We start from the raw sequence: 24,150 nt of genomic DNA, 5'->3' as shown, positions 1-24,150 counted from the left end.
AGCACCTTGGCTTTCATGATGCCGGATCCGGCGCCAGCCGCGAAAACCGGAAATCGCAGTGCTCCGCGCCGCCGGCCAGGGTTTGCGTCCTCTCCAGACGGATACCGCGCGTTGCATAGGCGACGACATCGAGTCCGCAAATGTTGGGCAAGATTTCTTTATCTCCATGGCAGGCGGCGAACTTGCAAAAGCCGCAGGCTTGGTAGTTGATGCCGAATTCAAAAGTGTCGCCCGGGCCCGGATCGACCACATCGTAGACGAAATCGCCCGGAAAGGCTTCCCGGTGGCTCGCCGTGGCGCTGTTTGCCGCCTGCTCGCGCAGCAAGGTCCGGTTGGCGGACGACATGAATTGCTGCCCGGCGGCCAGCCGTTCCGCTTCCGGCACGGCGAGCAATTGCGCCTTGTAGGTGTCGCGCTCGATGTCGCCGATCACGGGCGGCGGCACGCCGTGGCGCCGCAGCACCCGGCTGATGGCCATGAAGCCCATCAGACGCATGAAGAAATCGCTCATGCGGTTTTCCGCGCCTCCCACATAAGGCAATTGGGTGAGCACGACGTCGAATTCGGCCATCACCTCCTGCCTGATCCCATCAAGATCGGAGAGCTGCGCGCGTTCGCGCAACATCGCTGCGGCCAGGTCCAGGCGATGGCGCATGGCGGCCTCCATTGCAGCGCGATGCGACGCGTAAAAAGGATGGATGATGTCAGCCATTGGACCCTTTCCGATAACGGGAATAGTGAAAGCATACTCGACATCCAGCGCTACGCCGCTGAGGCGCAGCAGCGGCTCGAAACAATAAGGTTGGTCGGGATCAGTAGAGATAAGTCGTTGATTTTGATAGCCCCCGCCAGATCTGTAAAGTTGGCCAGAGCATGGTCGATTCGCGGCGGTCACGCGGCATCAAAAATGAAATTGGTCGAAGCAAGCGGCCGCTTCCCCAGAGCGGAAGTTGCAGCTCGAAGAACCGGTGCTAACCGGCTTGCGATTCCGAGGCATTCTGTCTCACGGCTCGCTTCGAGCCAGCTCATCCCATCGTCCTCGACTATGGGTACCTGTTCTTGTTCAGGACTCTACTTCCCGATCTCTTAACCCAGATGCATTGATTGTTCTGTGGGCTGGACTGATATTCCACGCATTCGTAAGCGATGCCGGGACAGGCCCTATCGAACTGCCGGTACAGCAATTCCCAGTTCTTGCCAGCGGGGACAGCTGCGATCTTTTCGATCAGACCTCTGCATTCTGGCCCTACAAGGGCCGGATCCACAGGCACGGGTTTTTTTTGCGAATTGAGACGCGGCGGTGATAGAGAAGGGCGCGGCGCGCTAGTGGCCGATGCCGGTACAGCTGGAGGCTGACTCGACGCAGTAATTGAGACCTTTATTTTCTTGCTGCTATCCGGCGCTGCGGCGCGGTCGCCGTAATTCACCTTGCCGTTTGCGTCGGTCCATTTATGGATTTCCTGCGCACCGGCACTCGTACGAATCAAGCAAAAAAATGCGGCAAGGAGAAGCGCCAATGTAAGAGGATAAAACCGGTTCATAAAATGCTTTCGACATCAAGTTTGCGAGATCCGCAAAACAGCAAACACAGCCGGTACGGCAGGAAAATCCGCTTCTGGCCGATCATTGCCTGTCGCGACCGCCACGTACCACCGTTTAACGGTCACTGGCCGTTGGCCAGTCGCACACCGTTCAAAAAGTCTATCGCTTCAGCCAATGTACACCGGCTCATGTGCCGAAGGTATTGGATCGCCGGAATTGAACCGCCGTGTAACGATGCAAGATGAACTGCCAATTCCAATGCCCCAGGCGATACCTCGAGCAGGGAATTTACGCGGCCAAGACCAGGAACATTTTTGCCGGTAAGCTGCTCAATTTTTCGCCTGGTTTGCTCATCAAGTTGCATGTCCGTGCTCTTTTAAAAACTCCCTGAAGGATCGTTTATTTGTAGCACCCACGGGCAGGCTTTCTGCCGAAAGCGGCCGATCAACAATGCTCACTCTACATGAACTTGCTCGACGTGGCCAGCTAGCCAATGGATCTTCAGTAGCACGGACGTCCAACCAATTTTATTGTTCACCGGCCGCCTCTATTGTTTCAAGTCAGCAGCCTTTTGAGAGGGCGTTGTACGAGCCGGACCCGGCGGAACTTCCATCTTTAAGAACCGAGCTGCCCTGATCCGGATCGCCGCGGCTGGCTTCGGTACCGAGGTCGAAGGTGACATCGCGTCGCGCAATCGTGTCGGAAATTGAACCAGACCGGATTCGCGTGGTCGAATGACATACCAGGCGCGGTGCCGTTCCAGATCCCGTGCTTCCCTACGAATATGGCAGCGCAATGACGCGGTTTTCCACGCTAAGGAGGTGCATCATGGCATTCGTTATGGACAGAAAAACCCTGCTGGCGATCAACCGCCGTGCGTCCGAAATGCTGCGCGAAATGGACGGGCGCGGCGCCCCAGTCGCATCCCGCCCGACACCGCCGTCGCCGCTATCTTGTTCCGGTCTCGTGCCGATAGACGCCGATCTGTGGCCGTCCGCGACAACACAGTTCAGCCTGGAAGAAATACGGGAAGCGTTCAGGATTGCGAACCAAAGGCTCAACAGCGAAGAATCAATGAAGATGTTGAAATTTCCTCCGATGCCGGACGAGAAGGACGACTAACCATGGCCTCCCGCGAAACCGTGTATAAGCTGCTCGTGTCCAATCCACGGAAATCGTCGATCAAACCGCTCTTGCCGCCTGGGCTGGCGATCCTGTCGTCGCGCCAACGGCCGATGCACAGCACCCGGCCAACGCCCTCACGCCCGCCCCCGAGCGGGCCTAGCGGCCGGTTAAACGCCTGCGGCCGCTCCCGATAGCCAACGCCGCGCCCGCCGCTTCCCGCGATCGATGCCGCGCCGTACTTACCGCTGCCTCCGCCAGCAGGGTAGAATCGCGCACAACGGCATTTCAATAACGACTACAACACCTCCATGAACATCCCTGACAAACTGCGCTCCATCAAAGCCTCGCTGTCCGAACGCAGCCGCGAGCGCAAGCGCCTGCGCGGCCCCGCCGACCTGAACTACGCAATCGCCGATTCCATCGAGATGCTCGATCCCACCGCCTGGCAAGCTCTGGCGGATCACTCCGGCTTCTTCATGTCCTTCGCCTACCTCAAGTCCTTGGAACAGGTACTGCCGCACAACCTGTCGCCGCGCTACGCCCTGATCTACAGCGGCGCCGGTGCCGAACGCATGCCGGTCGCGGCCGTATACATGCAGATTGCCGAGCTCAACCTGGCCCAGGCGCGGCCGGACAAGGGCCAGGCCGCCTCGGTCCGCGCCGGCCCCCTCGACGAGCTGGCCAAAAAGACCACCCAGCGCATCCTCAGCTGCGGGAACCTCCTGACTTTCGGCCAGCACGGCATCGCCCTCGCGCCCGGCGCCGATCCCAAGCTGGCCTGGCACGGCGTGGCCGAAGTGCTGTACCGCGTACGCCAGGCCGACAAGCTGGTCGGCAAGACCCACTTCATCATGATCAAGGACTTGCACGCGCCCCATACCGATCACGCGGCGCACCTGGAGCACCTGAGCTACCGTTACGTGGAAACGGAACCGAATATGGTCCTGGCCCTGCAGGACGACTGGAAACATTACGACGACTATCTGGCCAGCCTGGCCTCCAAATACCGCAGCAGCGTGCGCAACGCGGTCTTCAAGGCGCTCGATGAGGCGGCCTGCACCATCGAACAGTTGAGCGACCTGGATGCCGTGCAAGAGCAGATCCACGGCCTGTACAAGGAAGTGCAGGTCAACGCCGGCTTCCGCCCGTTCGAGCTGCGCCCGGAGTATTTCCCGGCCTTGCAAAAGGCGGCGGGCGAGCGCTTCCGCTGCAGCGTGCTCAAGCGCGATGGCGAGATGCTCGGTTTCCTGATCTCGGTGGCCGATGGCGAGACATCGATCGCGTACCACATCGGTTTCAAGCGCGCGGCGGCGGCCGACCTGCCGATTTACCTGCGCCTGCTGCACGCCGGCATTGCCGACGCTTTGTCGATGGGCTGCAAACAGGTCTCGTTCGGCCGCACCGCGCTCGAACCGAAAGCGGCGCTGGGCGCCAAGCCGCAGACCTTCGGCATCCTGGTGCGCCACCGCCAGCCGGTGCTCAACAAGATGATCAAGCACCTGCTGCTGGGCATCGAGCACGATGACGCGCCCGAACGCAGTCCGTTCAAAAAGCCGGCCAAGCTTGCCTGAGCGGCGATTAAACAGGACGCGTCATGTGCCCGATGGGCGGCATGAGGCATCGGTAGAACCTGACCTGGCAGGCGATGGCAATTCAAATCGAGTGCGGCCCGTTCCGGCGGGCGACCGGGATCGGCCAGGAGCAGACTGTCGCATCCGCGAAAGATGTGAACAGTATTGTCTAAGCAAGCCCTTGTGGGGCGGGAAAAGCCCCCTTAAAGTTCGCTGGACTTTCGGAGAGAACATGCCTTCTGGACCACGTCCATTCCCCTCGCTCATTTCACTGTCGTTGGTGGTGGCGGCATTACTATGTCCTTCAACTGCACGAGCATGCAAAGATCGAATGTATCCGGCGACGTTCCCCGTCGCAGAGCTGCACGGCTATGCGCACGCCTATGTTGTTCGAGTGAGTCGACTGACCTATGCAGTGACGTTCGGACAAGGCGAGTATTCCGCCCCTTTCAGCTTTGAAGGAACGGTTATACGTACGATCAAAGGGCCCAGGCTGGCTGGTGAAGTCATTCGCGGGGCAACTGGCTCGGGCGAAGAAGCACATGCGCGCTGCCCAATTTCATTGGATGAGGGAAAGACTTATCTGTTGATGCTAAACGGCAGCGGCTTTACCTACGCATTGCCGCGTTATGGATCGCTCTACGTTTCGGCCGACCGGCCTGAGTTTGAAGGTTACGTGGCTGATCTGACAAAAGGATCGCAATGAATGGTGTAGCGGAACCGAATCAACAGTTCCAGTTGACGAGAAAAAACACCTGATCAATTAACGAGGCAAACCATTTATATCGTCAATCACAAAACGCCGGACGAAGGTGAGTGTGCTTTGGATCAGGCTTGCGATATGACGAAACCGAGCCGCACTCCCCGCCGGCGGGTGAAAATACACAGTACCACTGCCAGCGGCACGAAGATGACGGAAATCACGACCAGCATCCTGATGACCCGGTCAACCGTGATTGGCGTAGCGCCAGTCAACTGTGCGATAGTATTTCCGACTACGATCGTAACAAGCACCCAGCCCGCGCCCGTAACGCATCCGGCCAACAAGGTTCTACTGATCGTTCCGCTTAAACACCTGATCGCGACGGTATACCCGGTCGCGCCCATCAGCAGGCAAAACGGCGCGCAATACAGCAAAGGCTCAAGCATTTTCAGGTGCCACAGGATCAGGCCGTACCGGCTCGCGCTATAGATCTCACTGCATTGCGCAACAATCGTGAACACGGTCGGGAGGAAGGCAAAATAGAACGCGCCGTGCCAACGCAGGCTGCCCGCAGTTATCGCTTCATTGACGAACGTGGAAGCTGGAGCGCTGTAAGGCGAGGTCAAGGAAGTATCCGGGATGAAAGAAAGGCAGCATAACCCTGCGTGCCAAACAGGTCAACAACACCGACTTGGATCGGCGTGGCGGGTCCGTAGTGGACCAGCGCCTACGCGTCGCGCGAGAAACGGCGCCAGTGAATACGGCCCTTGCTGTCCGCCGTGAAGAACAAGGTCATCATGCCGATCAGTATCGCCACCAGAAAAAAGATGACGCCACCTAACCAGTGCGCGTCATCCGATCCCGTGAGAATGGTCGATTGGGCTGGATTGTCCGGGTAATACGCGACCATCAGCTGCCCCGGCTTGCCCAGCCCGTTGCCGATCGCTCTGGCGATGGAGGTCTGCATGCAGCTGCTGCCCGAGAAAGAGTAGCGGGAACCCGTCATGATCACGCCGCCAGCTTCAAACTCATAAAGCAAGCTCAGGCTGGCTTGATCCTGTAGCTTGCAGTTCCTCAAATCGAACGAAACACGATGCCCGACCGCTTTCGGCCACTTGCCGGATTCGCTCGCCAATAAGACGTCGCGCCCGATCGACGCGAGGCACGACGCCAGGTCTCCGCCCAGGCAACGACGAAAACCGTCAACAGATCTATCCAGACCATGGCACGATCTGTTCCGCCAGCACGACAAACCGCGATTGCCCCGCTATCGATTCAATCGACCATGGCAGCCCCGTATCGATACGTGCCGCCCTGCGGCCGCGGGGGTCCGTCCACTCCTCTTCCAGCATGCACCGGATGGTGCATGGCTGCGGGTAAGCGCTGTCCGGCCGAAGATGGTCGGCGCTCACGACAGGCGCCTTTTCGACGAAGACATGGCGGTTTCCGTCCGCATCAAGCAAACTGCACTCGACCCAGCCGGGAAAATAGTCATCGACAAAGCGGTCGATCTGTACAAGAAGATCAACGTTCATGCTGTCATCCAGGACAAGCCGGCCGCAGGCAAAGGCACCTCGATTTTCGTCGGCATGATCATCCTATTTCCGCTGACCCTACATGAAATTGCGCGTATGCAGGGCCGACAATTGCTGCGCCTCGGCTTTTGAAAACCCCAGCCGCTCCAGGCGCGACTGGCGCCCTTCGGCCATGTCCACCATCAGCTGCTGCACGCGCAGGTAGCCGGCCGCGATCGCCGCCGGGGTCAGTTCGCCGGCCGCCAGCAGGATCAGCGCATCGAACACTTCCTCGTTCAGCCCCGAACTGGCCGCCAGCGCGTCGTTGCGCGACTGGACCGCGTGGGCCAGGCGCGTGCGAAAGGCCGGCTCGCGTTCGAGCCGCGCCGCCAGGTGCGTCATGCCAAAGGCGACGTGACGCGCTTCGTCGCGCGCGGCCAGGCGCGCGATCTGGCGCGTGACCGGGTCGGGCGCGTACGCGTGCAGAAAATGCAGCAGGCTCACAAACGTCCCCTCCCCCAGCACCGACAGCAAGAACTCGGCCACCGAAAAATCCTGCTCATCCAACAGCGTCTTGAGCGAACTTTGTCCGCCCGCCGTCGACAAGCCCGGCTCGCGGCCCTTGAGACGCACCCTGCGCGTGAACACCTCGATGTGGCGTGCCTCGTCGGCCACCTGGATCGCCAGCACCGCCTGCACTTCGCGGTAATGCGGGTGCACCTGTCCCAGAAAGCGCGCCGGCACCACCAGCGCCGCCACTTCGTTTTCGATCATGTAGGTCAGCACCTGCACCACCGCGTCTTCGACCATGTCGGGCAAAGTGAATTCGGCCTTCCAGTCGATCGCCGTCTCCGGGTCCCACTGCGCCGCCGCAGCCTGCGCGTACAGGTCGGCGGCGCGTTCGGCCCACACTTCTTCCTTTTGGTCGAGGCGGAACTGCATGGACGGCGAGCCTGCCTCCACCGTCGCGCCGCGCGCCGCCAGGCCCCACTGGGCCTTGGCCTGGTCGGCGATGGCGCCGGCCACGCGCGGGTCGGCGTGACCGCTGTGCAGCGCGGCGCGCCAGCGGCCCGCCGAGGCGCCGCCGCGCGTCACGCGCACCAGTTTGCGCCCGTCCACCTCCAGCGCGCTGCACGGGTGGCCCTGGCTGCGGCACCACGCGCTCAGCTGGCCGTCCCAGCCCGCGCCGCTGCCGATGACGTCCAGCGCCTCGCCCGGCGCCAGCTGCTGCAAGCCATGCTTGACCAGCAGATGGGCGCCGGCGTCGAAGCCCAACTGCTCAATATCGATAGTCGGCGGCAAGGATCTTCCCTTCGGCATCGTAGAAGCGTTCGTCGTCGACCGCGCGCACCAGCGCGCTGTAGCCGCTCACCCGCCCCGGCAGCCAGGTTTTCAAGCCTTCCAGTTCGAGCAGCGGACGCACGTCCGGGTCGTCCCAGCTCATGGCCAGCAGCAGTTCGCCGAAGCGCGCGATCGGCGCCGCCGGCGCACCCGGGCTGACCGTGAAATTGCAATGGTCGAACGGCTCGGTGCGCGCCAGGATGGCCGTGGCGCCGGCCGGCAGCACGCCTTCGCGCGAGAAAGCCATGTGGTTACTGTCGATCATCCAGGCGGCGTCGATCTCGCCGGCCATCAGCGCCAGCGCGGCATCGCGTTCGCCGCCGATATGGTCGCCGTGCTTGCCGCCCAAGACGTCGAAGCGGCGCGCCGTGTAATCGCGCCCGGCCAGCATGCCGTGCTGGCGCAGCAGGTCGAGCGGAATCAGGTGCGCCTGCGGCGAGTCGATGGCGCCAAAGCCGATCGTCTTGCCTTTTAACTGTTCCAGGGTGACCAAGGGGCCGGTACGCGTGACCAGCACCGAGGTCAGGTCGCAGTCGCTGTCGCGCATGGCCAAAGCCGTCACTTGCTGGCCGCGCGCACGCGCCATGCGCTCGCCCCGCACCCAGGCCAGCGGCGAATTCCACGCCAGCGCAATGCTGCCGTCAAACTGCGCTTCGACCTGGCGCTCGTAGTTGGAGTACAAAATGTAATCGAATTCAACATCGTGGCGCCGGAAGTATTCCTTGAAGCCTTCCCAGATCGTCACGACTTTCGGTGCGTAGGCCACCGCGCCCATCATCAATGGTGTGTTCATCGCGCGCCCCTTAACCGAATACCGGCATGCCGCAGACGGCCTTGCCAATGAAGTCGAACAGCACGTCGGATGTCGGCGCCATGACCGAGGCGGCACGCGCGTCGCGGAAGAAGCGTTCGATGCCGACATCCTTGCGGAAGGCCGCGCCGCCGCACACGCGCATGGCGCTGTCGGTCACTTCCAGCGCCGCTTCGGCCGCCGCCGCCTTGACCTGCATCACGCGCAGCATGGCGTCCGGACGGTTGGCGGCCAGCGCGGCGATGGTGTCGTCGCGCAGGGTGCGCACCATGTCGGCGGCGATGCGGGCGCGCGCCAGGTAGGCGCGGATGGTCGGCAGGTCGGCCAGCGAGCTGCCCAGGTGTTCGAGCTTGCTGCCGGCGGCGTGCGCGCATGCCGCTTCCAGCACGGCTTCCATCTGGCCCAGCGAGGACGAGGCGATCAGGGTCGAGAACACCGGCAGCACGGCGCCGATCATGATGTCGAAGCCGCCGCCGTCGACGCCCAGCATGGCCCCCGGCGCGACCCGCACACCGGTCGCGCTGATGGGTGAGGATCGATTACCGCGCAAGCCCATGCCGTCGAACGCTTTCGGTTCGCTCAGGCCGGCGCTCTTGCTGTCGACCAGCCACAGGGTGCTGGCGCCTTCGAGGGCGACCGGCGCGGTCGACCAGACGTACGAATCGGCTTCGCCGGCGGCGGTGACCATCGATTTGCTGCCATCGATGACGATGCCGTCGCCGTCCTGGCGCGCCGTGCCGACCGGCGCCCAGAAGTGGCTGCGCGAACCGTTGTCGGACCAGGCCAGGGTGCTCAGGTGACGCCCGCCGGCGACGTCGCGGCGCACGCTCTCGCTGGCGAATTTTTCCAGCACGGTGGCCGCGCACAGGTGCATGCAGACCACCATCGCCGTCGACGGGCAAGCCTTGGCCAGGCGCTCGATGAGCTGCGCGGCCTCGGGCAGGCCAAGGCCCATGCCGCCCACGTCCTTGCTGCTGACAAGGCCGAGCAGGCCGGCCTGGCCCAGCGCATCGATGGCGGCGCGCGGAAAGCGGGCGTCGCGGTCGGTGGCCGGCGCGGCCGGCAGAACGATGGTGGTGACAATGGTGTCGAGTGTTTGAAGGTAAGACATGGCATCCCTGTGAAAATGGCGGATCAATGCCGCCGGATGCGCGCGCACAGGGACAAGACAAGGAAGGCTCCGGACGGGAGCCGGGCAGTGACGCGCACCTCGACAAGTTCTGCTCGACCTGCCCGGCGGCAGCGCTTGGAAACGGTACTTTTGCCGCGTTTGCACATCGACCCAGCCGCACGCGGGCCGTCTGACCCGGTTCAGCGTTCCAGGGGAGCTGACATCGGCGTTACGGCGGGCTGGTTCAAGACAAACACAACGGTTGCCGCAGTTTACCAGAGTCGCGCCGCCCCCGGCAGGCGCATTGCCGTCCCGGCGCAGTACACAGCCGCCGAAAAACCCCTTGACCACCTGTCATGTGTCAGATATTCTTTACAGGTGAAAGAAAATAAACCACTCATCGATGGAGACCAGTTGCTGGCGATACTGTCCGCGCTGGCCAATCCGCACAGGCTGCGCATCATTGCGGCCCTGGCATCGGGCGGGCGCAATTACGTCAGCCAGCTTGCACGCGACATTGGCATCAGCCGGCCCTTGCTGCACCTGCATCTCCAGAAACTCGAACAAGCCGGCCTCGTTACCAGCTGCCTCGAACTGTCGCACGACGGCAAAGCGCTCAATTATTTTGAAGCGGCCGCTTTCGCCGTGGCGCTGACACCGGAGGCGATTGCCGAGGCAGTGAAGTCCCTTACCACCAACCTTGAGAAATAGGCCAACACCATGTCCGAACACGTTTTTTTGATCACCATCGGCCTGCCGCTCGCCACCATCCTGCTGGTTTTCGGCATGAAGTATTTCGCCGCCATCGCGCAAGCGAAAGCGCGCCTGGCCAGCGACGAGGCCTACCGCCAGCTCGCGGCGCAGGCCGCTGCGGCCCAGAGCGAAACGGCGGCCGCGCTGGCAGCCATCAGCGGCCATCTGGCGGAAGTGAAAACCCGCGTGGCCGCCGTCGAGAAGATGCTGCGCGACGTAGAGTAAGCGGCGCCAGCCCGATTGCCGCACTTGCCGCACCGGGCGATTGCCCACTTCACCCAAGGAGAAACACCATGCCGGACCAGCACCAGACTGAACTCGGCGGCAAGGATGCGCGCCGCACCGCGCGCATCGCCGGCGCGCTGTACCTTGTCATCATCGTCATCGGGCTGCTGGGCGAAACCCTGATCCGCAACAGCCTGGTCGTGGCCGGCAACGCGGCCGAAACGGCGCGCCGCATCGTCGCTTCCGAATGGCTGTGGCGGCTGGGCATCGCCGGCCAGCTGCTGTTGCTGCTGTGCGCGGTCGCCCTGTCCTTGGCGTGGTACGTGCTGCTGCGTCCCGTCAACCGCAAGCTGACCTTGCTGGCCATGTTTTTCGCGCTGGTGTCCTTGGCGGTGGAAAGCGTCAGCGCCCTGCAGTTGCAAGGCGCGCTGACGCCGCTGCTGGCCGGCGCCCGCCTGGGCATGGATGGACCGCAGGCGCAGGCGGCGGCATATCTCGCCATCGTCGGCCACTCGTATGCGTTCGCGGTGGCACTGATGTTCTTCGGCGCCGAATGCCTGATTGTCGGCCATCTGATCCGCAAGTCCGGCTATTTCCCGGCCGCGGTCGGGGCGATGATGCAGCTCGCCGGGCTGTGCTACCTGGTCAACACCTTCATCATGGTGCTCTCCCCTTCCCTGCACGGCGCGGTGTTCCCGGCGATCCTGGTGCCATCGTTCCTGGGCGAGAGCGCGTTTTGCCTGTGCCTGCTGTTCAAAGGCATCAATATCCCGGCGTGGGAGCGCATGACCGCGCCGGCGCCATCCCTGATTTTTCATTGATTTTCCACCCACCACCACGACCACGAGGAGCTGCACCATGAATGAGATCAGCACAATCAGCACATTACGATTGTCCCTGTTAAGAGCGATGTATTTGCTGCTGGTGGTCGGGCTGGGCCTGACCATGTGGCCCTCCATCGTCGCGCCGTCGTCGATGTCGGCCAACGCCGGTACCGTGGTGAGTTCGCTGCTGGGCGCCTTGTGCCTGGTGTCGGTGCTGGGTTTGCGTTATCCGCTGCAGATGCTGCCGCTGCTCATTTTCGAGCTGGTCTGGAAGATCATCTGGGTGGTCGCCTTTGCCCTGCCGATGTGGATGGGCCCGGGCCTGGACATGTATGCCGCCGAGACCTTGTTCGCCTGCATGCTCGGCATCGTGCTGGTGCCGCTGGTGCTGCCGTGGGGCTACATCGCGCGTGAATATGTGCGGGCGCCGGGTACGCCGTGGTCGGCCGGCACTCCGGCCAGCGCGCGCTGAGGCCACGCATCGGCGGCATCTTGCGCCACGCGGCTGCAAGATGCCGCGCTGCGCTTACAGCAGCATGCCCAGGCTTTCGGTGTGACCGAAAGCGTCGTACCACAAGGACGCATTGCTGCCGGTGATGCCGATGGCGCCATCGCTTGCATACACCTGCGCCAAGGCGCCGCCCAGCGGGCTGTCGCCGGGCTCGAGGCGAGCCTGATCGAGCTGCGCGGCGACATGCCATGCACCGGTGGCGGGATCGGCCTCGCACTTCGCATCGAAGGCGGCGATCACCTGCAGCAGGTCGTACAGTCCGGTCAGGTCGCCTGCCCCGCCGGCATCGGCAAGCACCTGCAGCCGGAAGCCGGCCGGCGCCGGATTGTCGTACCAGCCGGCAAACGCCATGCCGTCGGTGGCGCTGGTCATGAGCATCAGGTCGCTGCCCGAGCGGGCCAGCAACAGGTCGGGCGCGTGGATGGCGCCGCCCAGCGAGATGGCGGCCGCGCCGCGGGCGCACAAGGTCACGCTGTCGCGCCCGTCGCCCGGGTTGAAGGCGATCGTGAAATCGGCGCCCCAGGCGGTGATGTTGTCGTCGCCCGTGCCCCCGATATACAGGCTCTGCCCCGCCCCTTCGATCAGGTCGTCGCCAGCGCCACCGTCGAGCAGATTATTGCCGTGCACATCCTGGAGGATATCGTTGCCATCCTGGCCGAACAGCAGGTCGGCGCCCTCGCGGCCATGCATGACGTCATTGGCCTGGCCGCCGATGAGTACCTCGTAAGCGTTGCCTTCCCCGGGGTACTCGCCGGTCCACATGGTGACCAGAAATTCATTCTCCGGGAACCAGTACGTGGTGCCGCCATCGTCACCGCCGAGGATCATGGCTTCCGGGTCGATATCCGCGGAAAAATTCGACAGACTCGCAAACGCGGCCGGGACGGCGTCGCCGGGGGCCGTGTCCGATAACACGGCCATGCAGTCGCCGGGGTCGCTTGCGTACGCGGCACCGGCCGCGGATGGGATGGTGGTGATCGTCATGGGTTCTCCAGAAAGGAGCGACCTTCAGGTCGCGGGCAGCCGGGCCGGCCGGCACCCGGCATCAGCTTGACACCCGATAAATATAACTTTTCACATGGAAACTACATAAACGCAAGTCATTCGTGCATTGGGGAAATATTGACTATGGACAATTTAAGCGCCTGAACACCGCGAGTCGGGCGCAGGTCAATGCTCGTGGCGGTGATGGATGTCCGGGTAGTGCGGGTGGGAATGCGTGAGCGGGACATGCCGGTGCGGATGGGCATGCGGCTCGCTGCCATCCCACGCGGGGTCATGCTCATGCTGGTGATGACTGTCGTGGCTGTGCGCGTGCACATGCTCCATGGTGTCGTGCACGTGCTCGTGTCCATGCGACTCGGTCAGGTGCAGCCAGATGCCGCCTCCCATCAGGAGGGCGGCGATCCAGAAGGTGGCGCCAGGCGCCTCGGCCAGCATGATCAATGAGATTGCCACGCCCACGAAGGGCGCGGCCGAAAAATATGCGCCCGTGCGCGCCGTGCCGAGATGACGCAGCGCCAGCACGAACATGACCAGACTGAGCCCATATCCGCAGAAACCGACGGCGCCGGCCGCCAGCACGGTGCTAGTGTCCGGCAACGCCACGCCCAAGCCAAGGGCGATCGCGATATTCACGGCTCCCGCCACCAGGCCCTTGACCATGGCGATTTGCAGCGGGTCGCTGGCCGAGACTTTTCTGGTCAGGTTATTGTCGATCGCCCAGCACAGGCACGCTCCCAGAATGGCAAACGCTCCCCACGGTACACCGAGCGCGGGAACCTGCTCCCACGACAGCAGTGCGCCGGCCGCGACAATGAGCACCATGCCGGCGAAGATGCGGCGGTCGAAGTTTTCCTTGAAGACGAACCAAGCCAGCATGGAAGTGAGCACGCCTTCCATATTGAGCAGCAGCGACGCCGACGAGGCCGGCATCAGCCTGAGCGCAATCATCAGCAGCAAGGGGCCGGCCACGCCCCCGGCGGCGACCGCGCCAGCCAGCCAGGGCAGATCGGGGCGCGCGAGGGCAGCCGGCTTGTCGGTCCCGCCACCTTGAATCAGGGCGCGCGCCAGGAAACAGATGAGCAGGCCGATGCCGCTACCGAGATACAGTACCCCGGCCAGCGCCACCGGCGAAACGTGCCCCACGAACATCTTGGCGAAGGGCGTACTGGCGCCGAACAGGGCTGCGGCGAGCAGCGCGTAGACCACGCCTTTGTGCAGCCCCGCCTCACGTCCGGATAAGTGATTCATCGCCAGCCTTTTCAATGGAGGATCGCGGCGCCGTCCATGCCGGCGCTGCGGTGCATCCGCGGCTACAAGCGTCGCGATGCCTGGAGCTCAGTCCTTTTTCTTCATCAGCCCGGCCAGGGCGGCGAACGGGTTGTGCGTGGCCGGCGCCACCTCGGCCGACAGCAGCCCGGCGCCGCGGTCCGCTTCCAGGTAGCGCGAGTGCTCGTTGTCGTGGCAGTACAGGCACAGCAGCTCCCAATTGCTGCCATCGGGCGGGTTGTTGTCGTGGTTGTGGTCGCGGTGGTGCACCGTCAGCTGCGACACAGTCGCATTGGTGAACTCGCGCATGCAGCGCCCGCAAATCCACGGATACATTTTCAGGGAGCGCGCCCGGTAGCCGGTTTCGCGCGTTTCCGCCGCCTTGCGGGCGTCGGCCACGATCTTGTCGAGACGGGCGGCATCGGGTTTTTTAGGCAGTGTCATGTACAAGAGCTTTCTATCACGTTTCGCATGCTGCGGCAGAATGCGGATTGTCGCAGAGTTTATAGTGCCGGTCGAGCGGATCGGGAAAGCTTGCGGCGGGAGCGATCGTAGCAAAACAAGCGGCAACCCGGCTTTCTGTGGCCGTAAGCAGACATAATTTTCACGCATTGCGCTACCCGGCCCCAGCCCCGGCGCCGCCCGGCCCGCCCATCGAGCGGCGCAAACCACGCCTCAAAAACGGCGTAGCCTGCCCGCCTTGTTATGCAAGTGGTATGGGAGGGGGCGCAATGCCGGCGGCCGAACTATGCTGGGCATTCGACAACCCACCGGCCCAAGTGGTCTTGTCGCGCTGCGTTTGCGAGCGCGCGCCGCCTTGCCACGCCGCGGATTTTACCTCGCCAATAATCGATTCCGCAGGCCCATCTGTTCTTACCGACCTTCAAGTTAGATTGCGTTTCACCTCTGTTGACCTCGCTTTAATAGCCGGTAATACTGCGACAACCCCGACGATCTGTTCCAGATCCCTACCCATCACCCCAACACACGTCCTGAGTGAAATTTTCGCCGTAGCGATATTTCAAGCGCCACACAACAATCTGATATGGAAGCGCTCCCACGACCAGCATCCAGTGAAACACCGAACAGCTTACCCAACGTCACCCCCTTGTGACCGCCCTATCCGGGCCGGGAACACCGGGTTTTCGCAGGAGCCGGCCCAGCGGCCGGTTCCGACCCTTGCGCTTCGCGCATCAACCACAAAGGCCGCCGTCATGCAACATCGTCCAGCGCAGGCAACGGCCACTTTCCATGAGGTGACCGCACCATGAAAAAACTGCTTCAATTCCTCTCGCTCGGCATCGGTTTGCTGAGCGGCTTCGGCGGCGTATCGTTCGCCAGCCCCGCCACGCCGCAGCCGACGATCTCCGCCACCGCCGCAGTGCACTCGAACACGATCGGCACACCCAGGGCCGCCTCCTTGGCGGCCAGCCTGGCCTCGTCCTCGGCGCCATCGAGCACCGAATGGACCTTCTGCGCCAACGAGAATGGCGACTGCATTTTCACCGGCAACCAGACGGTACGCTTTGGCGCCGGCTCCAGCTTCACCAGCAAGAAGTTCGACTGGGCCGCCTCCTGCAACAGCGGCACCTTCGGCGTCGATCCGGCTCCTGGCGTGGCCAAGCACTGCGAAATCACCAGCAGCTACGCGTTTTGCGCCAACGAAAACGGCCAGTGCGGCTTCGGCGACACCGAAACCGTGCGCTTCGGCGCCGGCAACACCTACGTCACGCAAACCGTGACCGGCGGCGCCGCCTGCACCACGGCAAACTTCGGCGATCCCCTGCCCGGCAGCGCCAAGCACTGCGACCGCGCGCCCACCAGCTGGACCCGCTGCGCCACGGAAAACGGGCGCTGCAATTTCAGCGGCACCCAGGTGCTGCTGTACGGCGCCAATGGCAGCTTCTTCACCAGGACCTTGAGCAACGGCGCCGACTGCAACAGCGGCGTGTTCGGCGACCCGATTCCGGGTGTGCCGAAACGTTGCTACCTGCCTGGCGTGCCAATGCCATCCGGCACCACCCCGCCCGATCCTGGCACCTGGAACCAGCTGACCACCTTCCAGCTGGTCAACGGCACGCGCGGACAATATCCGGATAGCCAGGTGTACTGGGCCATCATCGGCAAGGACTGGGCCACCGGCAAGTTCGTCCACGTCGATTCCGCCGGCCGCTTCGTGCCGATGGCGCTCAGCGACAATGGCGCACTGAGCAAGAACGGCAAGCCCTACACCAATTACTTCCATACGATTGCGCAACTCAAGTCGATCACCATCCCGCCGCTGAACTCGGCACGCCTGCTGCTCAGCGTCGGCAGCCCGATGTACATCCAGGTCAACGCCGACGTCAACGGCAACCTCGGCTACGCAGGTGCCAACATCGAAAATCCCTCCGATCCGAATATCGATGTCTACTTCGATTTCGTCGAGATGGCCATCGTGCCCAAGGGCGGCTTCTTCGGCAACACCACCCGGGTCGACCACTTCGGCTTCCCCGTGACCTTGCGCCTGCAGGGCCTGGGCGGCTACGACCAGACCGTGGGTGAAACCGAAACGCGCGCCTCACTGATCTCGCAATTCGTCGCCAACGCACCGGCCCACTTCAAGGGCCTGGGCCAGGCGCCGTACGCCCCGTACCGCATCATCGCGCCGGCCCACGCCAGCTTCAACAACGGCGGCGCCAACACGACTTACCTCGACGGCTACATCAATGCGATCTGGAACAAGTACGCCAGCCAGAAACTGGTCTTCACCAACCAGCAAGGCACCTTCAGCGGCCAGGTGGTCAACGGCGTGTTCGAGTTCACCGACGGCGCCGGCACCTACCGCGTGCGCAAGCCGACCACCGCGATGGCGCTGCTCGGCAGCGGCTCCCTGGCCGACCCAAGCGGCACCGTCGGCGGCACGCCAGCTTACGACAAGCAATTGCAGATCCAGGCGCAGCTGTGCGCGGCCATCAACCGCCACGTGGTGGAAGATCCGGCGCACTGGGGCGCTTCGGCGTACTTCTACCCCGCCGGCCAGCCGGCCAACTGGTATGCCAAGTTCTGGCACGACCACAGCATCAACAGGCTGGCCTACGGCTTCGCTTACGACGATGTGTGGAATTACAGCTCGTCGGTGCATACCGGCGCGCCGACCACCGCCACCGTGACGGTCGGCTGGTAAGCCGTGTGCGGGCGGCCGCTGGCCGCCCTTTTATCTTTTTTTGACAGGGACCGGCATGAAGAACATCTTGAAATACCTGGGCATGGCCGCCATTGGCGGCGCCATCCTCAGCGGCTGCGGCGGCGGCTCGTCCGACACGGCCCCCAACGGCGCCAACGCCGCCCCGCCGAGCGCGGCCCGGCCTGACGCGGCGAGGCCTGACGCGGCGCTGCCTGACGTGGCGCGGCCTGACGTGGCGCGGCCTGACGCGGCCCGGCCCGGCACCACCATGACGCCTGATCCCGCCACCGGCGCCAGCCCGGGCCAGGCCGAGGGCGTGGGCACGGCCGCCGGCACATCGGCCGCCGTGGGGCCATGCAACGCCGTCACCTGGAGCGCCGGCATCAACTATCCGCTGGGCACGGTGGTGTTGTACCTGCCGAATGGGCTCTATTACAAGGTGGTCCAGGTCGCCGGCAACGGCAGCGATGGCACCACGCCCACGATCAGCACCTGGTACTGGGCGCAAACCACCTGCGGCGTCGCCATCAGCAAAAAAATCGCCGCCGGCTACTATCCGAACTGGACCCCGTCGCCAGTGCGCATCCGCGACGTCAATGCGCGCTATAACCTGATCTACCTGTTCGCCGCCACCCCGGTCGGCGGCCCGCCGGGCAGCACCGGCGCCGTCACCTGGAGCGCGCCAGGCAACGGCCGTGGCGCGGCGACCAACCTCAAGGCCGACATCCAGTACGCGCGCAGCACGCAGGGACGCAAGATCATCCTCTCGGTCGGTGGCGCCGGCAACGGCATGAGTTTTCCGAACCGCACGAAATCGCAGACCTTCGTCAACAGCATCGCCGCCATCCACGCGCAGCTGGGCGGCATCGACGGCATGGACTGGAATACCTTCGAAGGCAGCCAGACGCCAGACGCCGGCGAAATGATCTGGATCAGCCTGGAACTGAAGAAGCGCTTCCCGGGCTTCATCATTTCCGCGCCGCCGGCGCCATGGAATCCGGTCGACAAGGAATTCTGCCGCGCGATGGTGGCTGCCGGCGCCCTCGATTACGCCGCGCCGCAATACTACGACGGGCCCGATCTCGCCAATCCGGCGTATGTGGTGGAGAACATCAAGCAGTGGGTCAGCCTGCTGGGCGCGAGCCATGTGGTGGTCGGCTTCGGCATCGATCACGCGACCAATTACATGACCCGCGACCAGGCGATCGCGACGTGGAAGCAGGTCAAGGCCAACCATCCGGACATTCGCGGCGGCTTCGACTGGAGTATCCATACCGACGAAGCGCAGGGCTGGCCATTCGCCAACGGCGTTGCGCCGCTGATCAACCCGTAACAGCCGCCATTCCCGCGCCACGGCGGGAATGGCGACGGCTTATCGCGCAGCGCTCGCCCGGCCCGCATCGATGCGCGACAGCCACCACCTACCATGCCGGAACGTGTAGTCGAACGGACCGTTGTGGACAACACTCTCTTCCTTGGGTGCACCCGCACCTTGCTTGCCGGCAGTGATCGCCGGCAAGCCTTTTTTGGCCGCCCCGGCCTTGAAGTAGGTATCGTGCAAGGTCTTTACCAGCGCCGGCAAGCGCGCATCGTCCTTCGCATAGGGTACACATGCATCCTTCCTGACGCAGACCGTCACGGGGGATCCGACAAAGCGCGCAAAACGGTCGGCCTGCTGCTCTTCCACATAATTGTTGACCCAGCTCGACGCATCGGCTACGTCGAGCGCGGCCTTGGAAATGGCCGCGATGTCGGCCAGAATGCCTTGGCGCATGCTGTTTTTGGCCGCATACACGCCCTTGACCGGATGCAGCACATCATCGACCCGCCACTGGCCGCCTTCGCGCACCACCAGGTAGCGCATCGTCGTGCGCTGCGAACCTGGGTCCTTGGGAAACACCTTGAACGACACATCCACCGCGTTCGCCCCGACCGCTTTGGCCGTGAAGCCGGACGACGCCAGGGTCAGTTCCGGATCGCTGTCCTGGGCGTCCAGGAACATGTCGGCATCGGCGCCATAGCCGCACATATCGTCCCCGCGCGCCACCTGTCGGCACGCAAAGTCATTGTCCGCAAGCAGCTTGCGCGCGCCAGCCGAATAGAAAGCGCCGCTGTCCAGATAACGTTTCTTCGCCGCCGCCTCATTGGCGAAGTAGTCGCGGTAAAACGCCGTGATCAGCGCAACCGGCGTGCTTGCCGCCGGCACACTGGCGGCAGGGGCGACCAGCACGCCGGCACTGTGGGCAAGTCCGCCACACAGCGCCGCCGCAAGAACGAGGTTCTTATAGGCTGGCATGTCAGCGGGCCAGGTGCTGGTCGAGCCATTGCTTGACCGTGTTATGCCACAACACGGAATTGGCCGGCTTCAAGACCCAGTGATTCTCGTCCGGGAATACCAGCAGCTTGCTCTCCACACCCTGGCGCTGCAGCGCGGTAAAGGTGCCGAGCGCCTGCGAGGTTGGAATGCGGAAGTCCAGGTCGCCCTGCACCACCAGCATCGGCGTCTTCCAGTTCTTCACGAAATGCACCGGATTGAACTGCTCGTAGGCCGCCGCGTTGGCCAGGTAAGTTCCCTTGTTTTCCCACTCGGTGAACCACAATTCCTCGGTCGCGTAGGCCATGCCGCGCGTATCGAACACACCGTCATGGTTGACCAGGCAACGGAAGCCGTCCGCCCAGTTGCCGGCGATCCAGTTCATCATGTAGCCGCCGTAGGACGCGCCCAGCGCGCAGCTGCGCTCGCGGTCCAGCCATGGGAATTTCTTCACCGCCGCATCGAGCCCTTTTTTCAGGTCGTCGAGCGGCTTGCCGCCCCAGTCGCCGCTGATCGAATCGGTGAAGGCCTGGCCGTAGCCGGTAGAGCCGTGGAAATCGATGAACACGGTCGCGTAGCCGGCGCCGGCGTAGGTCTGCGGATTCCAGCGATAGCTCCACGCATTGCCGAAGCTGCCCTGCGGCCCGCCATGCACCAGGAAGGCGACCGGATATTTGACGCCGGGGGTGGCGTTCCACGGTTTCATCACGTGGCCGTAGACGGTTTCGCCATTCGCGCCGGCGAAGGAAAACTGCTCGGACTCGCCGAAGCGCACGTCCGCCAGCAGCTCGCTGTTCAACTGCGTCAGCTGGCTTGGCGCGGCGCCATCGCTGCTTTTAAACAGTTGCGCGCCCGATTGCAGATTGGCTTGCGCCATCACCACCGTCTTGCCGCGCGTATCGAAGGCGCTGACATAGCCCTTGTCGCTGAGCGGCGTGACCTTGCCGCTGGCCGCATCGATCGAGAACAGGCGATGCTGGCCGACATCGTCGGCCGTCGCCAGCAGGGACTTGCCATCGTCGCGCCACTTGTAGTCGGCGATCGAGCGGTCCCAGCTCTCGGCCAGGATCCGCTTCTTGCCGCTGGCGACATCCATCAGCACCAGGCGGAAACGGTCGGCCTCGAAGCCGGGCCGGCTCATGGCCAGGTAAGCGAGGGTCTTGCCGTCCGGCGAGAATGCCGGCTTGCTATCCCAGGCCGGATTGTCGGCGGTCAGGTTGCGCGGCGCGGCGCCGCCGGCGGCATTGGCCTGGTAGATATCGAAATTGGTGGACCAGGCTTCGGTCTTGCCGGCCACGCGCACGCCGAATACCACGCTTTTCCCGTCCGGGCTGAAGCGGTATTCCTCGCGGTCGCCGAACGGTTTCGAGGGCACGTCGCCATCGATGCTGCCCGACAGGCTGACCGGCGCGGCGCTGACCTTGCCGCTCGTATCGAGCGGCGCCGTGTACAGCACGCTGTTGCGGCCGTCCGCCCAGGTATCCCAGTGGCGCACGAACAGGCGGTCGTAGACCTTGCCGCTGGCCTTGTTCTTGGCCTGCTCGTCCAGGCGGGTCCTGGTGCAAGCCAGGTCGCTGCAATCGCGGAATACGGCCAGGCTCATGGCGAGGCGGTCGCCCGCAGGCGACAGACGGAAGTTGTCGACGTCGAGCGGCAGGTCGGTGACCTTGACGGCCGCGCCGCCAGCGGCCGGCTGGCGCCACACCTGCGACGAGCCCGAGCGGGCCGACAGGAAATAGATGGCATCACCCTTGGGCGACCATTCCGGATCGGTGCTGTTCGACTCGCCTTCGGTCAGCCTGACCGGGGCCGGCTTGGCGCTGCGCAAGTCGATCATCCACAGCTGGGTGTTGCCGCGGTTCTTCTCCATATTGGTGCTGCGCACCGTGTACACCACGCGCGAGGCGTCGGGCGAGAGGGCCGGCGCGCCGACCCGTTCCATCTTCACCAGGTCTTCGATGGTGAAACCACGCGGCGCGGCCAGCGCGCTACCGGCGGCCAGGGTGGCCGCTCCCAATACGAACAAACGTCCCATCATTGCAATGTCCCCAAGAGTCATGAAAGTGCCAAAAGATACGAAAAGGCCCCGGCATCATACCAAGTTCGTATCACAAGAGCAGCCGAAAAATGCGCCCAGGCGTCGCAATGGAGCAGAACGCTGCATGCTTGCCCGCAGCATGTTGGATGCGCGTTTTCATTCATTGGACTTGTATTGTTTGAAAAAACGCAATGTACTATAATGCAACATTAATTGATCATTGGAATACCATGAAATACATCGCAGCAGCAATCACAGCCCTGGTGTTGACCGTACCTGCACAGGCGGCGTTACAAGTTTATGAGTTCACCGCGTCGGTAGCCGGTCTGGGGGACGTTCGGGCCCTTCAATGGGCGCAAAGCGTCAGCGGCAGGCAGGCAGGTAGCGTAATTTCCTTGGGGGACCGAATTGTCGGACGTTTTGCCTACGATAACGCTGCCAAGTCGACATTTAACTCCGGCGCGTGGTTTCCCAACCCTGACTCCAATACGTATTTCTATTCGTCGGCCCCCTCCCCGGCGAATTTTTTTACATTCACGATTTTGCCGAGTGGACAGACTGTCCGCGTGGGCGATGCCAACGCGCCAGTAAGCAGCATGTCGTTCAAGGATGGCAAACCGAATATTGCGAACGTGACCGATATGCTGTCGTTCAACTCTGAAGTGTATGACGGCGAGTCGAATTCCTTGTATTTCACTGGCTCGACGGCTAACTGGGTTGCCAATGGTGGCCTTCCGCAGCATCTGTCTCTGGCCGACATGGCAAGTGCAAGTCTCCGTCATGACTACTACAAACCCGATGGCGGCCGCATTTTGCTCAATGCAACCATTACGTCGCTCAACGAGATTACCATTACGGCTGTCCCCGAGCCAGGCACCTGGGCCATGCTGCTTGCCGGCCTGACCATCCTCGGCTTCAGCGCCCGCCGCAAGCGCAACTAAATCGAGCGCAGCAACGCAAAAGCCGCACCGGGGTTGAAACCCGGTGCGGCTTTTTTCATGCTCCAGCCGTGACCGGAGGCACTACCTCTTAACGTACAACGGGGTCTACAACGGGGTCTGACCTCTGATTAGAAAGATTGCTAATCAGAGGTCAGACCCCGGTTCGGCTGTTGACACGCTCCGGCCTTGGCCGGAAGCCTTTCCTCTTACTCTTAACGCTTGATGCCGGTCACTTCCACTTCGGTCTACAACGGTACAACGGGGTCTGACCTCTGATTAGAAAGATTGCTAATCAGAGGTCAGACCCCGGTTTGGCTGTTGACATGCTCCAGCCTTGGCCGGAACACTTCCTCTTAACGCTTGATGCCGGTCACTTCCACTTCGACCCGGCGGTTCGGTTGCAGGCAGCCGATCAGCGCGGCGCGCGGCGCAACGCCGGTGCAAGCCTCGACCTGGTCCGCTTCACCCTTGCCGGCGCTGACGATTTCGCCCGCAAAACCCTTGCCCAGGATGTACTCGCGCACCGTCGCCGCGCGCCGTTCCGACAGCGGCTGGTTGTACGCTTCCGTTCCCAGGCGATCCGTATAGCCGGTCAGCTTGATGCCGGAAATCTGGGCATACACGCCATCGAGCTTGATCAGCATGCCGTCGATGCGCGCGCGCCCCGCCGGCAGCAAGTCAGGCAAGCCCGATTTATCGAAGCGGAACAAGGCGTCGGCCGCCAGGGTCAGCTTTTCGACCACGACCGCCGGCGCCGGGGTACCCGGCTCGGTCTTGCTCACAATCACAGGCGCACCGCCGCAAGCGGCAGCCGATGCCTGCGCCGCCTGCAACTGGTCTTCGGCGATCTGGATGTACGGGTTGGCATGGCGCCAGCCCTGCTGATTGAATTCGTTCCCGGCATGCACCAGCTCGACTTCGCCGCAAGCAACCTTCTGCGCCGCGCAGCTGAAGCCCGCGCCGCTCTTCACAGCGCCGAAGCGCGTCCACAGGTCCTCGCGCAGCTTGGCCGCGTCGTTCACCAGCGGGGTCTGGTCGCCCGGATTGGGCGTGGCGCCCGTTTCCAGCGCGCCCACGATGGCGGCGCCCTGGGCCAACGCTTGCTGCGGGAAGGCGGAGCGGTCGTTGCGCGTATATTCGTGCAAGGACACGTCGAGCCAGCACTGCGCCTTCGACAGATAGTAATTGTTGACCGGAACACCCTTGTCGTTGAGCGCTTTCACTCTCTGCTGCAAGGCCTTGTAGCCGGCCTGGTCGGCCACGATCGCCTGGTCGGAGATGCGCGCCGCCGGCGCGGTCAGCGTTTGGGCAAAGGCGCCTTGAACGGCCAGGGCCATCACGGCGAACAGCACAACGCGCGGGCGGGAAATAATGGTAGGTTTCATCGTC

General features: G+C 63.2%; 25 protein-coding genes. 10 read left to right on the top strand and 15 right to left on the bottom strand.

Going from position 1 to position 24,150, the window contains the following annotated elements; translation table 11 throughout:
* Positions 1–13: 13 nt before the first annotated feature.
* The 3 genes from IV454_RS21115 to IV454_RS21105 form a co-directional block, all read right to left on the bottom strand.
* Positions 14–895: an L-2-amino-thiazoline-4-carboxylic acid hydrolase gene (locus IV454_RS21115; RefSeq protein WP_206087683.1), complete on the bottom strand. Its 882-nt coding sequence runs from the start codon at positions 893–895 to the stop codon at positions 14–16.
* A gap of 148 nt (positions 896–1,043) precedes the next feature.
* Entirely contained in the window at positions 1,044–1,541 is a 498-nt protein-coding gene (locus IV454_RS33595; protein ID WP_206087682.1) for a DUF4124 domain-containing protein, read from the bottom strand.
* Positions 1,542–1,663: 122 nt separating this feature from the next.
* The gene (locus IV454_RS21105; protein WP_206087681.1) at positions 1,664–1,906 is read right to left on the bottom strand and encodes a hypothetical protein; all 243 of its coding nucleotides are present in this window, start codon (positions 1,904–1,906) and stop codon (positions 1,664–1,666) included.
* 464 nt (positions 1,907–2,370) lie between these two features.
* Here IV454_RS21105 and IV454_RS21100 point away from each other — a divergent pair, with 464 nt between their 5' ends.
* The 3 genes from IV454_RS21100 to IV454_RS21090 all read left to right on the top strand — a co-directional run bounded on the left by IV454_RS21100 (position 2,371) and on the right by IV454_RS21090 (position 4,944).
* Entirely contained in the window at positions 2,371–2,664 is a 294-nt protein-coding gene (locus IV454_RS21100; protein ID WP_206087680.1) for a hypothetical protein, read from the top strand.
* A 311-nt stretch (positions 2,665–2,975) separates the two neighbouring features.
* The gene (locus IV454_RS21095; RefSeq protein WP_206087679.1) at positions 2,976–4,238 is read left to right on the top strand and encodes a GNAT family N-acetyltransferase; all 1,263 of its coding nucleotides are present in this window, start codon (positions 2,976–2,978) and stop codon (positions 4,236–4,238) included.
* A gap of 232 nt (positions 4,239–4,470) precedes the next feature.
* Positions 4,471–4,944, top strand: coding sequence for a hypothetical protein (locus tag IV454_RS21090; RefSeq protein ID WP_206087678.1), 474 nt, complete (start codon positions 4,471–4,473; stop codon positions 4,942–4,944).
* 122 nt (positions 4,945–5,066) lie between these two features.
* Here the strand turns inward: IV454_RS21090 and IV454_RS21085 are convergent, their stop codons facing one another.
* From IV454_RS21085 to IV454_RS21060, 6 genes are all read right to left on the bottom strand, one after another.
* The gene (locus IV454_RS21085) at positions 5,067–5,567 is read right to left on the bottom strand and encodes a hypothetical protein (protein ID WP_206087677.1); all 501 of its coding nucleotides are present in this window, start codon (positions 5,565–5,567) and stop codon (positions 5,067–5,069) included.
* Positions 5,568–5,668: 101 nt separating this feature from the next.
* A complete protein-coding gene (locus IV454_RS21080) occupies positions 5,669–6,076 on the bottom strand; it encodes a DUF3592 domain-containing protein (protein WP_206087676.1) in 408 nt (135 codons plus the stop codon).
* Positions 6,077–6,152: 76 nt separating this feature from the next.
* Entirely contained in the window at positions 6,153–6,476 is a 324-nt protein-coding gene (locus IV454_RS21075) for a hypothetical protein (RefSeq protein WP_206087675.1), read from the bottom strand.
* Positions 6,477–6,554: 78 nt separating this feature from the next.
* Entirely contained in the window at positions 6,555–7,757 is a 1,203-nt protein-coding gene (locus tag IV454_RS21070; protein WP_229521755.1) for a ferritin-like domain-containing protein, read from the bottom strand.
* Positions 7,735–8,589 carry a phosphate/phosphite/phosphonate ABC transporter substrate-binding protein gene (locus tag IV454_RS21065; RefSeq protein WP_229521754.1) on the bottom strand — a complete coding sequence of 285 codons (855 nt, stop codon included), beginning with the start codon at positions 8,587–8,589 and terminating at the stop codon, positions 7,735–7,737. Before IV454_RS21065 ends, IV454_RS21070 begins: the two co-directional genes overlap by 23 nt.
* Before the next feature lie 10 nt (positions 8,590–8,599).
* Positions 8,600–9,718: an acyl-CoA dehydrogenase family protein gene (locus tag IV454_RS21060; protein WP_206087673.1), complete on the bottom strand. Its 1,119-nt coding sequence runs from the start codon at positions 9,716–9,718 to the stop codon at positions 8,600–8,602.
* Between the two features lie 135 nt (positions 9,719–9,853).
* Between IV454_RS21060 and IV454_RS21055 the strand changes: the two genes are divergently transcribed.
* The 4 genes from IV454_RS21055 to IV454_RS21040 all read left to right on the top strand — a co-directional run bounded on the left by IV454_RS21055 (position 9,854) and on the right by IV454_RS21040 (position 11,992).
* On the top strand, positions 9,854–10,429 hold the full coding sequence (locus tag IV454_RS21055; protein ID WP_229521753.1) for an ArsR/SmtB family transcription factor: 576 nt from the start codon (positions 9,854–9,856) through the stop codon (positions 10,427–10,429).
* Positions 10,430–10,438: 9 nt separating this feature from the next.
* Positions 10,439–10,696 carry a hypothetical protein gene (locus IV454_RS21050; RefSeq protein WP_054267628.1) on the top strand — a complete coding sequence of 86 codons (258 nt, stop codon included), beginning with the start codon at positions 10,439–10,441 and terminating at the stop codon, positions 10,694–10,696.
* Positions 10,697–10,764: 68 nt separating this feature from the next.
* Complete coding sequence (locus IV454_RS21045) at positions 10,765–11,517, top strand: DUF4386 domain-containing protein (protein WP_206087672.1); 753 nt, start codon at positions 10,765–10,767, stop codon at positions 11,515–11,517.
* Between the two features lie 37 nt (positions 11,518–11,554).
* On the top strand, positions 11,555–11,992 hold the full coding sequence (locus tag IV454_RS21040; protein ID WP_206087671.1) for a protein kinase family protein: 438 nt from the start codon (positions 11,555–11,557) through the stop codon (positions 11,990–11,992).
* 54 nt (positions 11,993–12,046) lie between these two features.
* Here IV454_RS21040 and IV454_RS21035 read toward each other — a convergent pair whose 3' ends face one another.
* The 3 genes from IV454_RS21035 to IV454_RS21025 all read right to left on the bottom strand — a co-directional run bounded on the left by IV454_RS21035 (position 12,047) and on the right by IV454_RS21025 (position 14,746).
* On the bottom strand, positions 12,047–13,015 hold the full coding sequence (locus IV454_RS21035; RefSeq protein ID WP_206087670.1) for a calcium-binding protein: 969 nt from the start codon (positions 13,013–13,015) through the stop codon (positions 12,047–12,049).
* A gap of 186 nt (positions 13,016–13,201) precedes the next feature.
* Positions 13,202–14,284, bottom strand: a complete 1,083-nt coding sequence (locus IV454_RS21030; RefSeq protein ID WP_206087669.1) for a DMT family transporter — start codon at positions 14,282–14,284, stop codon at positions 13,202–13,204.
* An 87-nt stretch (positions 14,285–14,371) separates the two neighbouring features.
* On the bottom strand, positions 14,372–14,746 hold the full coding sequence (locus IV454_RS21025) for a YajD family HNH nuclease (RefSeq protein ID WP_054268226.1): 375 nt from the start codon (positions 14,744–14,746) through the stop codon (positions 14,372–14,374).
* An 823-nt stretch (positions 14,747–15,569) separates the two neighbouring features.
* Here IV454_RS21025 and IV454_RS21020 point away from each other — a divergent pair.
* A complete protein-coding gene (locus tag IV454_RS21020) occupies positions 15,570–17,468 on the top strand; it encodes a glycoside hydrolase family 64 protein (RefSeq protein WP_206087668.1) in 1,899 nt (632 codons plus the stop codon).
* Positions 17,469–17,523: 55 nt separating this feature from the next.
* A complete protein-coding gene (locus IV454_RS21015) occupies positions 17,524–18,801 on the top strand; it encodes a glycosyl hydrolase family 18 protein (RefSeq protein WP_229521752.1) in 1,278 nt (425 codons plus the stop codon).
* Between the two features lie 39 nt (positions 18,802–18,840).
* Here the strand turns inward: IV454_RS21015 and IV454_RS21010 are convergent, their stop codons facing one another.
* Both IV454_RS21010 and IV454_RS21005 read right to left on the bottom strand, forming a co-directional pair.
* A complete protein-coding gene (locus tag IV454_RS21010; RefSeq protein WP_206087667.1) occupies positions 18,841–19,764 on the bottom strand; it encodes a YqhG/Tai3 family protein in 924 nt (307 codons plus the stop codon).
* A 1-nt stretch (position 19,765) separates the two neighbouring features.
* A complete protein-coding gene (locus IV454_RS21005) occupies positions 19,766–21,820 on the bottom strand; it encodes a S9 family peptidase (RefSeq protein WP_229521751.1) in 2,055 nt (684 codons plus the stop codon).
* 191 nt (positions 21,821–22,011) lie between these two features.
* Between IV454_RS21005 and IV454_RS32940 the strand changes: the two genes are divergently transcribed.
* Positions 22,012–22,761: a PEP-CTERM sorting domain-containing protein gene (locus IV454_RS32940; RefSeq protein WP_229521750.1), complete on the top strand. Its 750-nt coding sequence runs from the start codon at positions 22,012–22,014 to the stop codon at positions 22,759–22,761.
* A 353-nt stretch (positions 22,762–23,114) separates the two neighbouring features.
* On the opposite strand, the gene IV454_RS20995 is transcribed toward IV454_RS32940, so the two are convergent.
* Positions 23,115–24,146 (bottom strand): OmpA family protein, encoded by a 1,032-nt coding sequence (locus tag IV454_RS20995; protein ID WP_206087666.1) that lies wholly within the window; start codon positions 24,144–24,146, stop codon positions 23,115–23,117.
* Between the last annotated feature and the right edge of the window lie 4 nt (positions 24,147–24,150).

This window comes from Massilia antarctica, assembly GCF_015689335.1.
In the GTDB taxonomy this organism is placed as follows: domain Bacteria; phylum Pseudomonadota; class Gammaproteobacteria; order Burkholderiales; family Burkholderiaceae_D; genus Telluria_A; species Telluria_A antarctica.
The sequence above is the reverse complement of the archived record's forward strand: the minus strand, read 5'-3'. Positions and strand labels throughout refer to the sequence as shown.

What these genes read in the sequence shown, in the direction of transcription:
- IV454_RS33595 (WP_206087682.1), bottom strand. Translation starts at nt 1,541, where the DNA reads ATGAACCGGTTTTATCCTCTTACATTGGCGCTTCTCCTTGCCGCATTT.
- IV454_RS21105 (WP_206087681.1), bottom strand. Translation starts at nt 1,906, where the DNA reads ATGCAACTTGATGAGCAAACCAGGCGAAAAATTGAGCAGCTTACCGGC.
- IV454_RS21100 (WP_206087680.1), top strand. Translation starts at nt 2,371, where the DNA reads ATGGCATTCGTTATGGACAGAAAAACCCTGCTGGCGATCAACCGCCGT.
- IV454_RS21095 (WP_206087679.1), top strand. Translation starts at nt 2,976, where the DNA reads ATGAACATCCCTGACAAACTGCGCTCCATCAAAGCCTCGCTGTCCGAA.
- IV454_RS21090 (WP_206087678.1), top strand. Translation starts at nt 4,471, where the DNA reads ATGCCTTCTGGACCACGTCCATTCCCCTCGCTCATTTCACTGTCGTTG.
- IV454_RS21075 (WP_206087675.1), bottom strand. Translation starts at nt 6,476, where the DNA reads ATGAACGTTGATCTTCTTGTACAGATCGACCGCTTTGTCGATGACTAT.
- IV454_RS21065 (WP_229521754.1), bottom strand. Translation starts at nt 8,589, where the DNA reads ATGAACACACCATTGATGATGGGCGCGGTGGCCTACGCACCGAAAGTC.
- IV454_RS21060 (WP_206087673.1), bottom strand. Translation starts at nt 9,718, where the DNA reads ATGTCTTACCTTCAAACACTCGACACCATTGTCACCACCATCGTTCTG.
- IV454_RS21050 (WP_054267628.1), top strand. Translation starts at nt 10,439, where the DNA reads ATGTCCGAACACGTTTTTTTGATCACCATCGGCCTGCCGCTCGCCACC.
- IV454_RS21045 (WP_206087672.1), top strand. Translation starts at nt 10,765, where the DNA reads ATGCCGGACCAGCACCAGACTGAACTCGGCGGCAAGGATGCGCGCCGC.
- IV454_RS21040 (WP_206087671.1), top strand. Translation starts at nt 11,555, where the DNA reads ATGAATGAGATCAGCACAATCAGCACATTACGATTGTCCCTGTTAAGA.
- IV454_RS21035 (WP_206087670.1), bottom strand. Translation starts at nt 13,015, where the DNA reads ATGACGATCACCACCATCCCATCCGCGGCCGGTGCCGCGTACGCAAGC.
- IV454_RS21030 (WP_206087669.1), bottom strand. Translation starts at nt 14,284, where the DNA reads ATGAATCACTTATCCGGACGTGAGGCGGGGCTGCACAAAGGCGTGGTC.
- IV454_RS21025 (WP_054268226.1), bottom strand. Translation starts at nt 14,746, where the DNA reads ATGACACTGCCTAAAAAACCCGATGCCGCCCGTCTCGACAAGATCGTG.
- IV454_RS21020 (WP_206087668.1), top strand. Translation starts at nt 15,570, where the DNA reads ATGAAAAAACTGCTTCAATTCCTCTCGCTCGGCATCGGTTTGCTGAGC.
- IV454_RS21015 (WP_229521752.1), top strand. Translation starts at nt 17,524, where the DNA reads ATGAAGAACATCTTGAAATACCTGGGCATGGCCGCCATTGGCGGCGCC.
- IV454_RS21010 (WP_206087667.1), bottom strand. Translation starts at nt 19,764, where the DNA reads ATGCCAGCCTATAAGAACCTCGTTCTTGCGGCGGCGCTGTGTGGCGGA.
- IV454_RS21005 (WP_229521751.1), bottom strand. Translation starts at nt 21,820, where the DNA reads ATGATGGGACGTTTGTTCGTATTGGGAGCGGCCACCCTGGCCGCCGGT.
- IV454_RS32940 (WP_229521750.1), top strand. Translation starts at nt 22,012, where the DNA reads ATGTACTATAATGCAACATTAATTGATCATTGGAATACCATGAAATAC.
- IV454_RS20995 (WP_206087666.1), bottom strand. Translation starts at nt 24,146, where the DNA reads ATGAAACCTACCATTATTTCCCGCCCGCGCGTTGTGCTGTTCGCCGTG.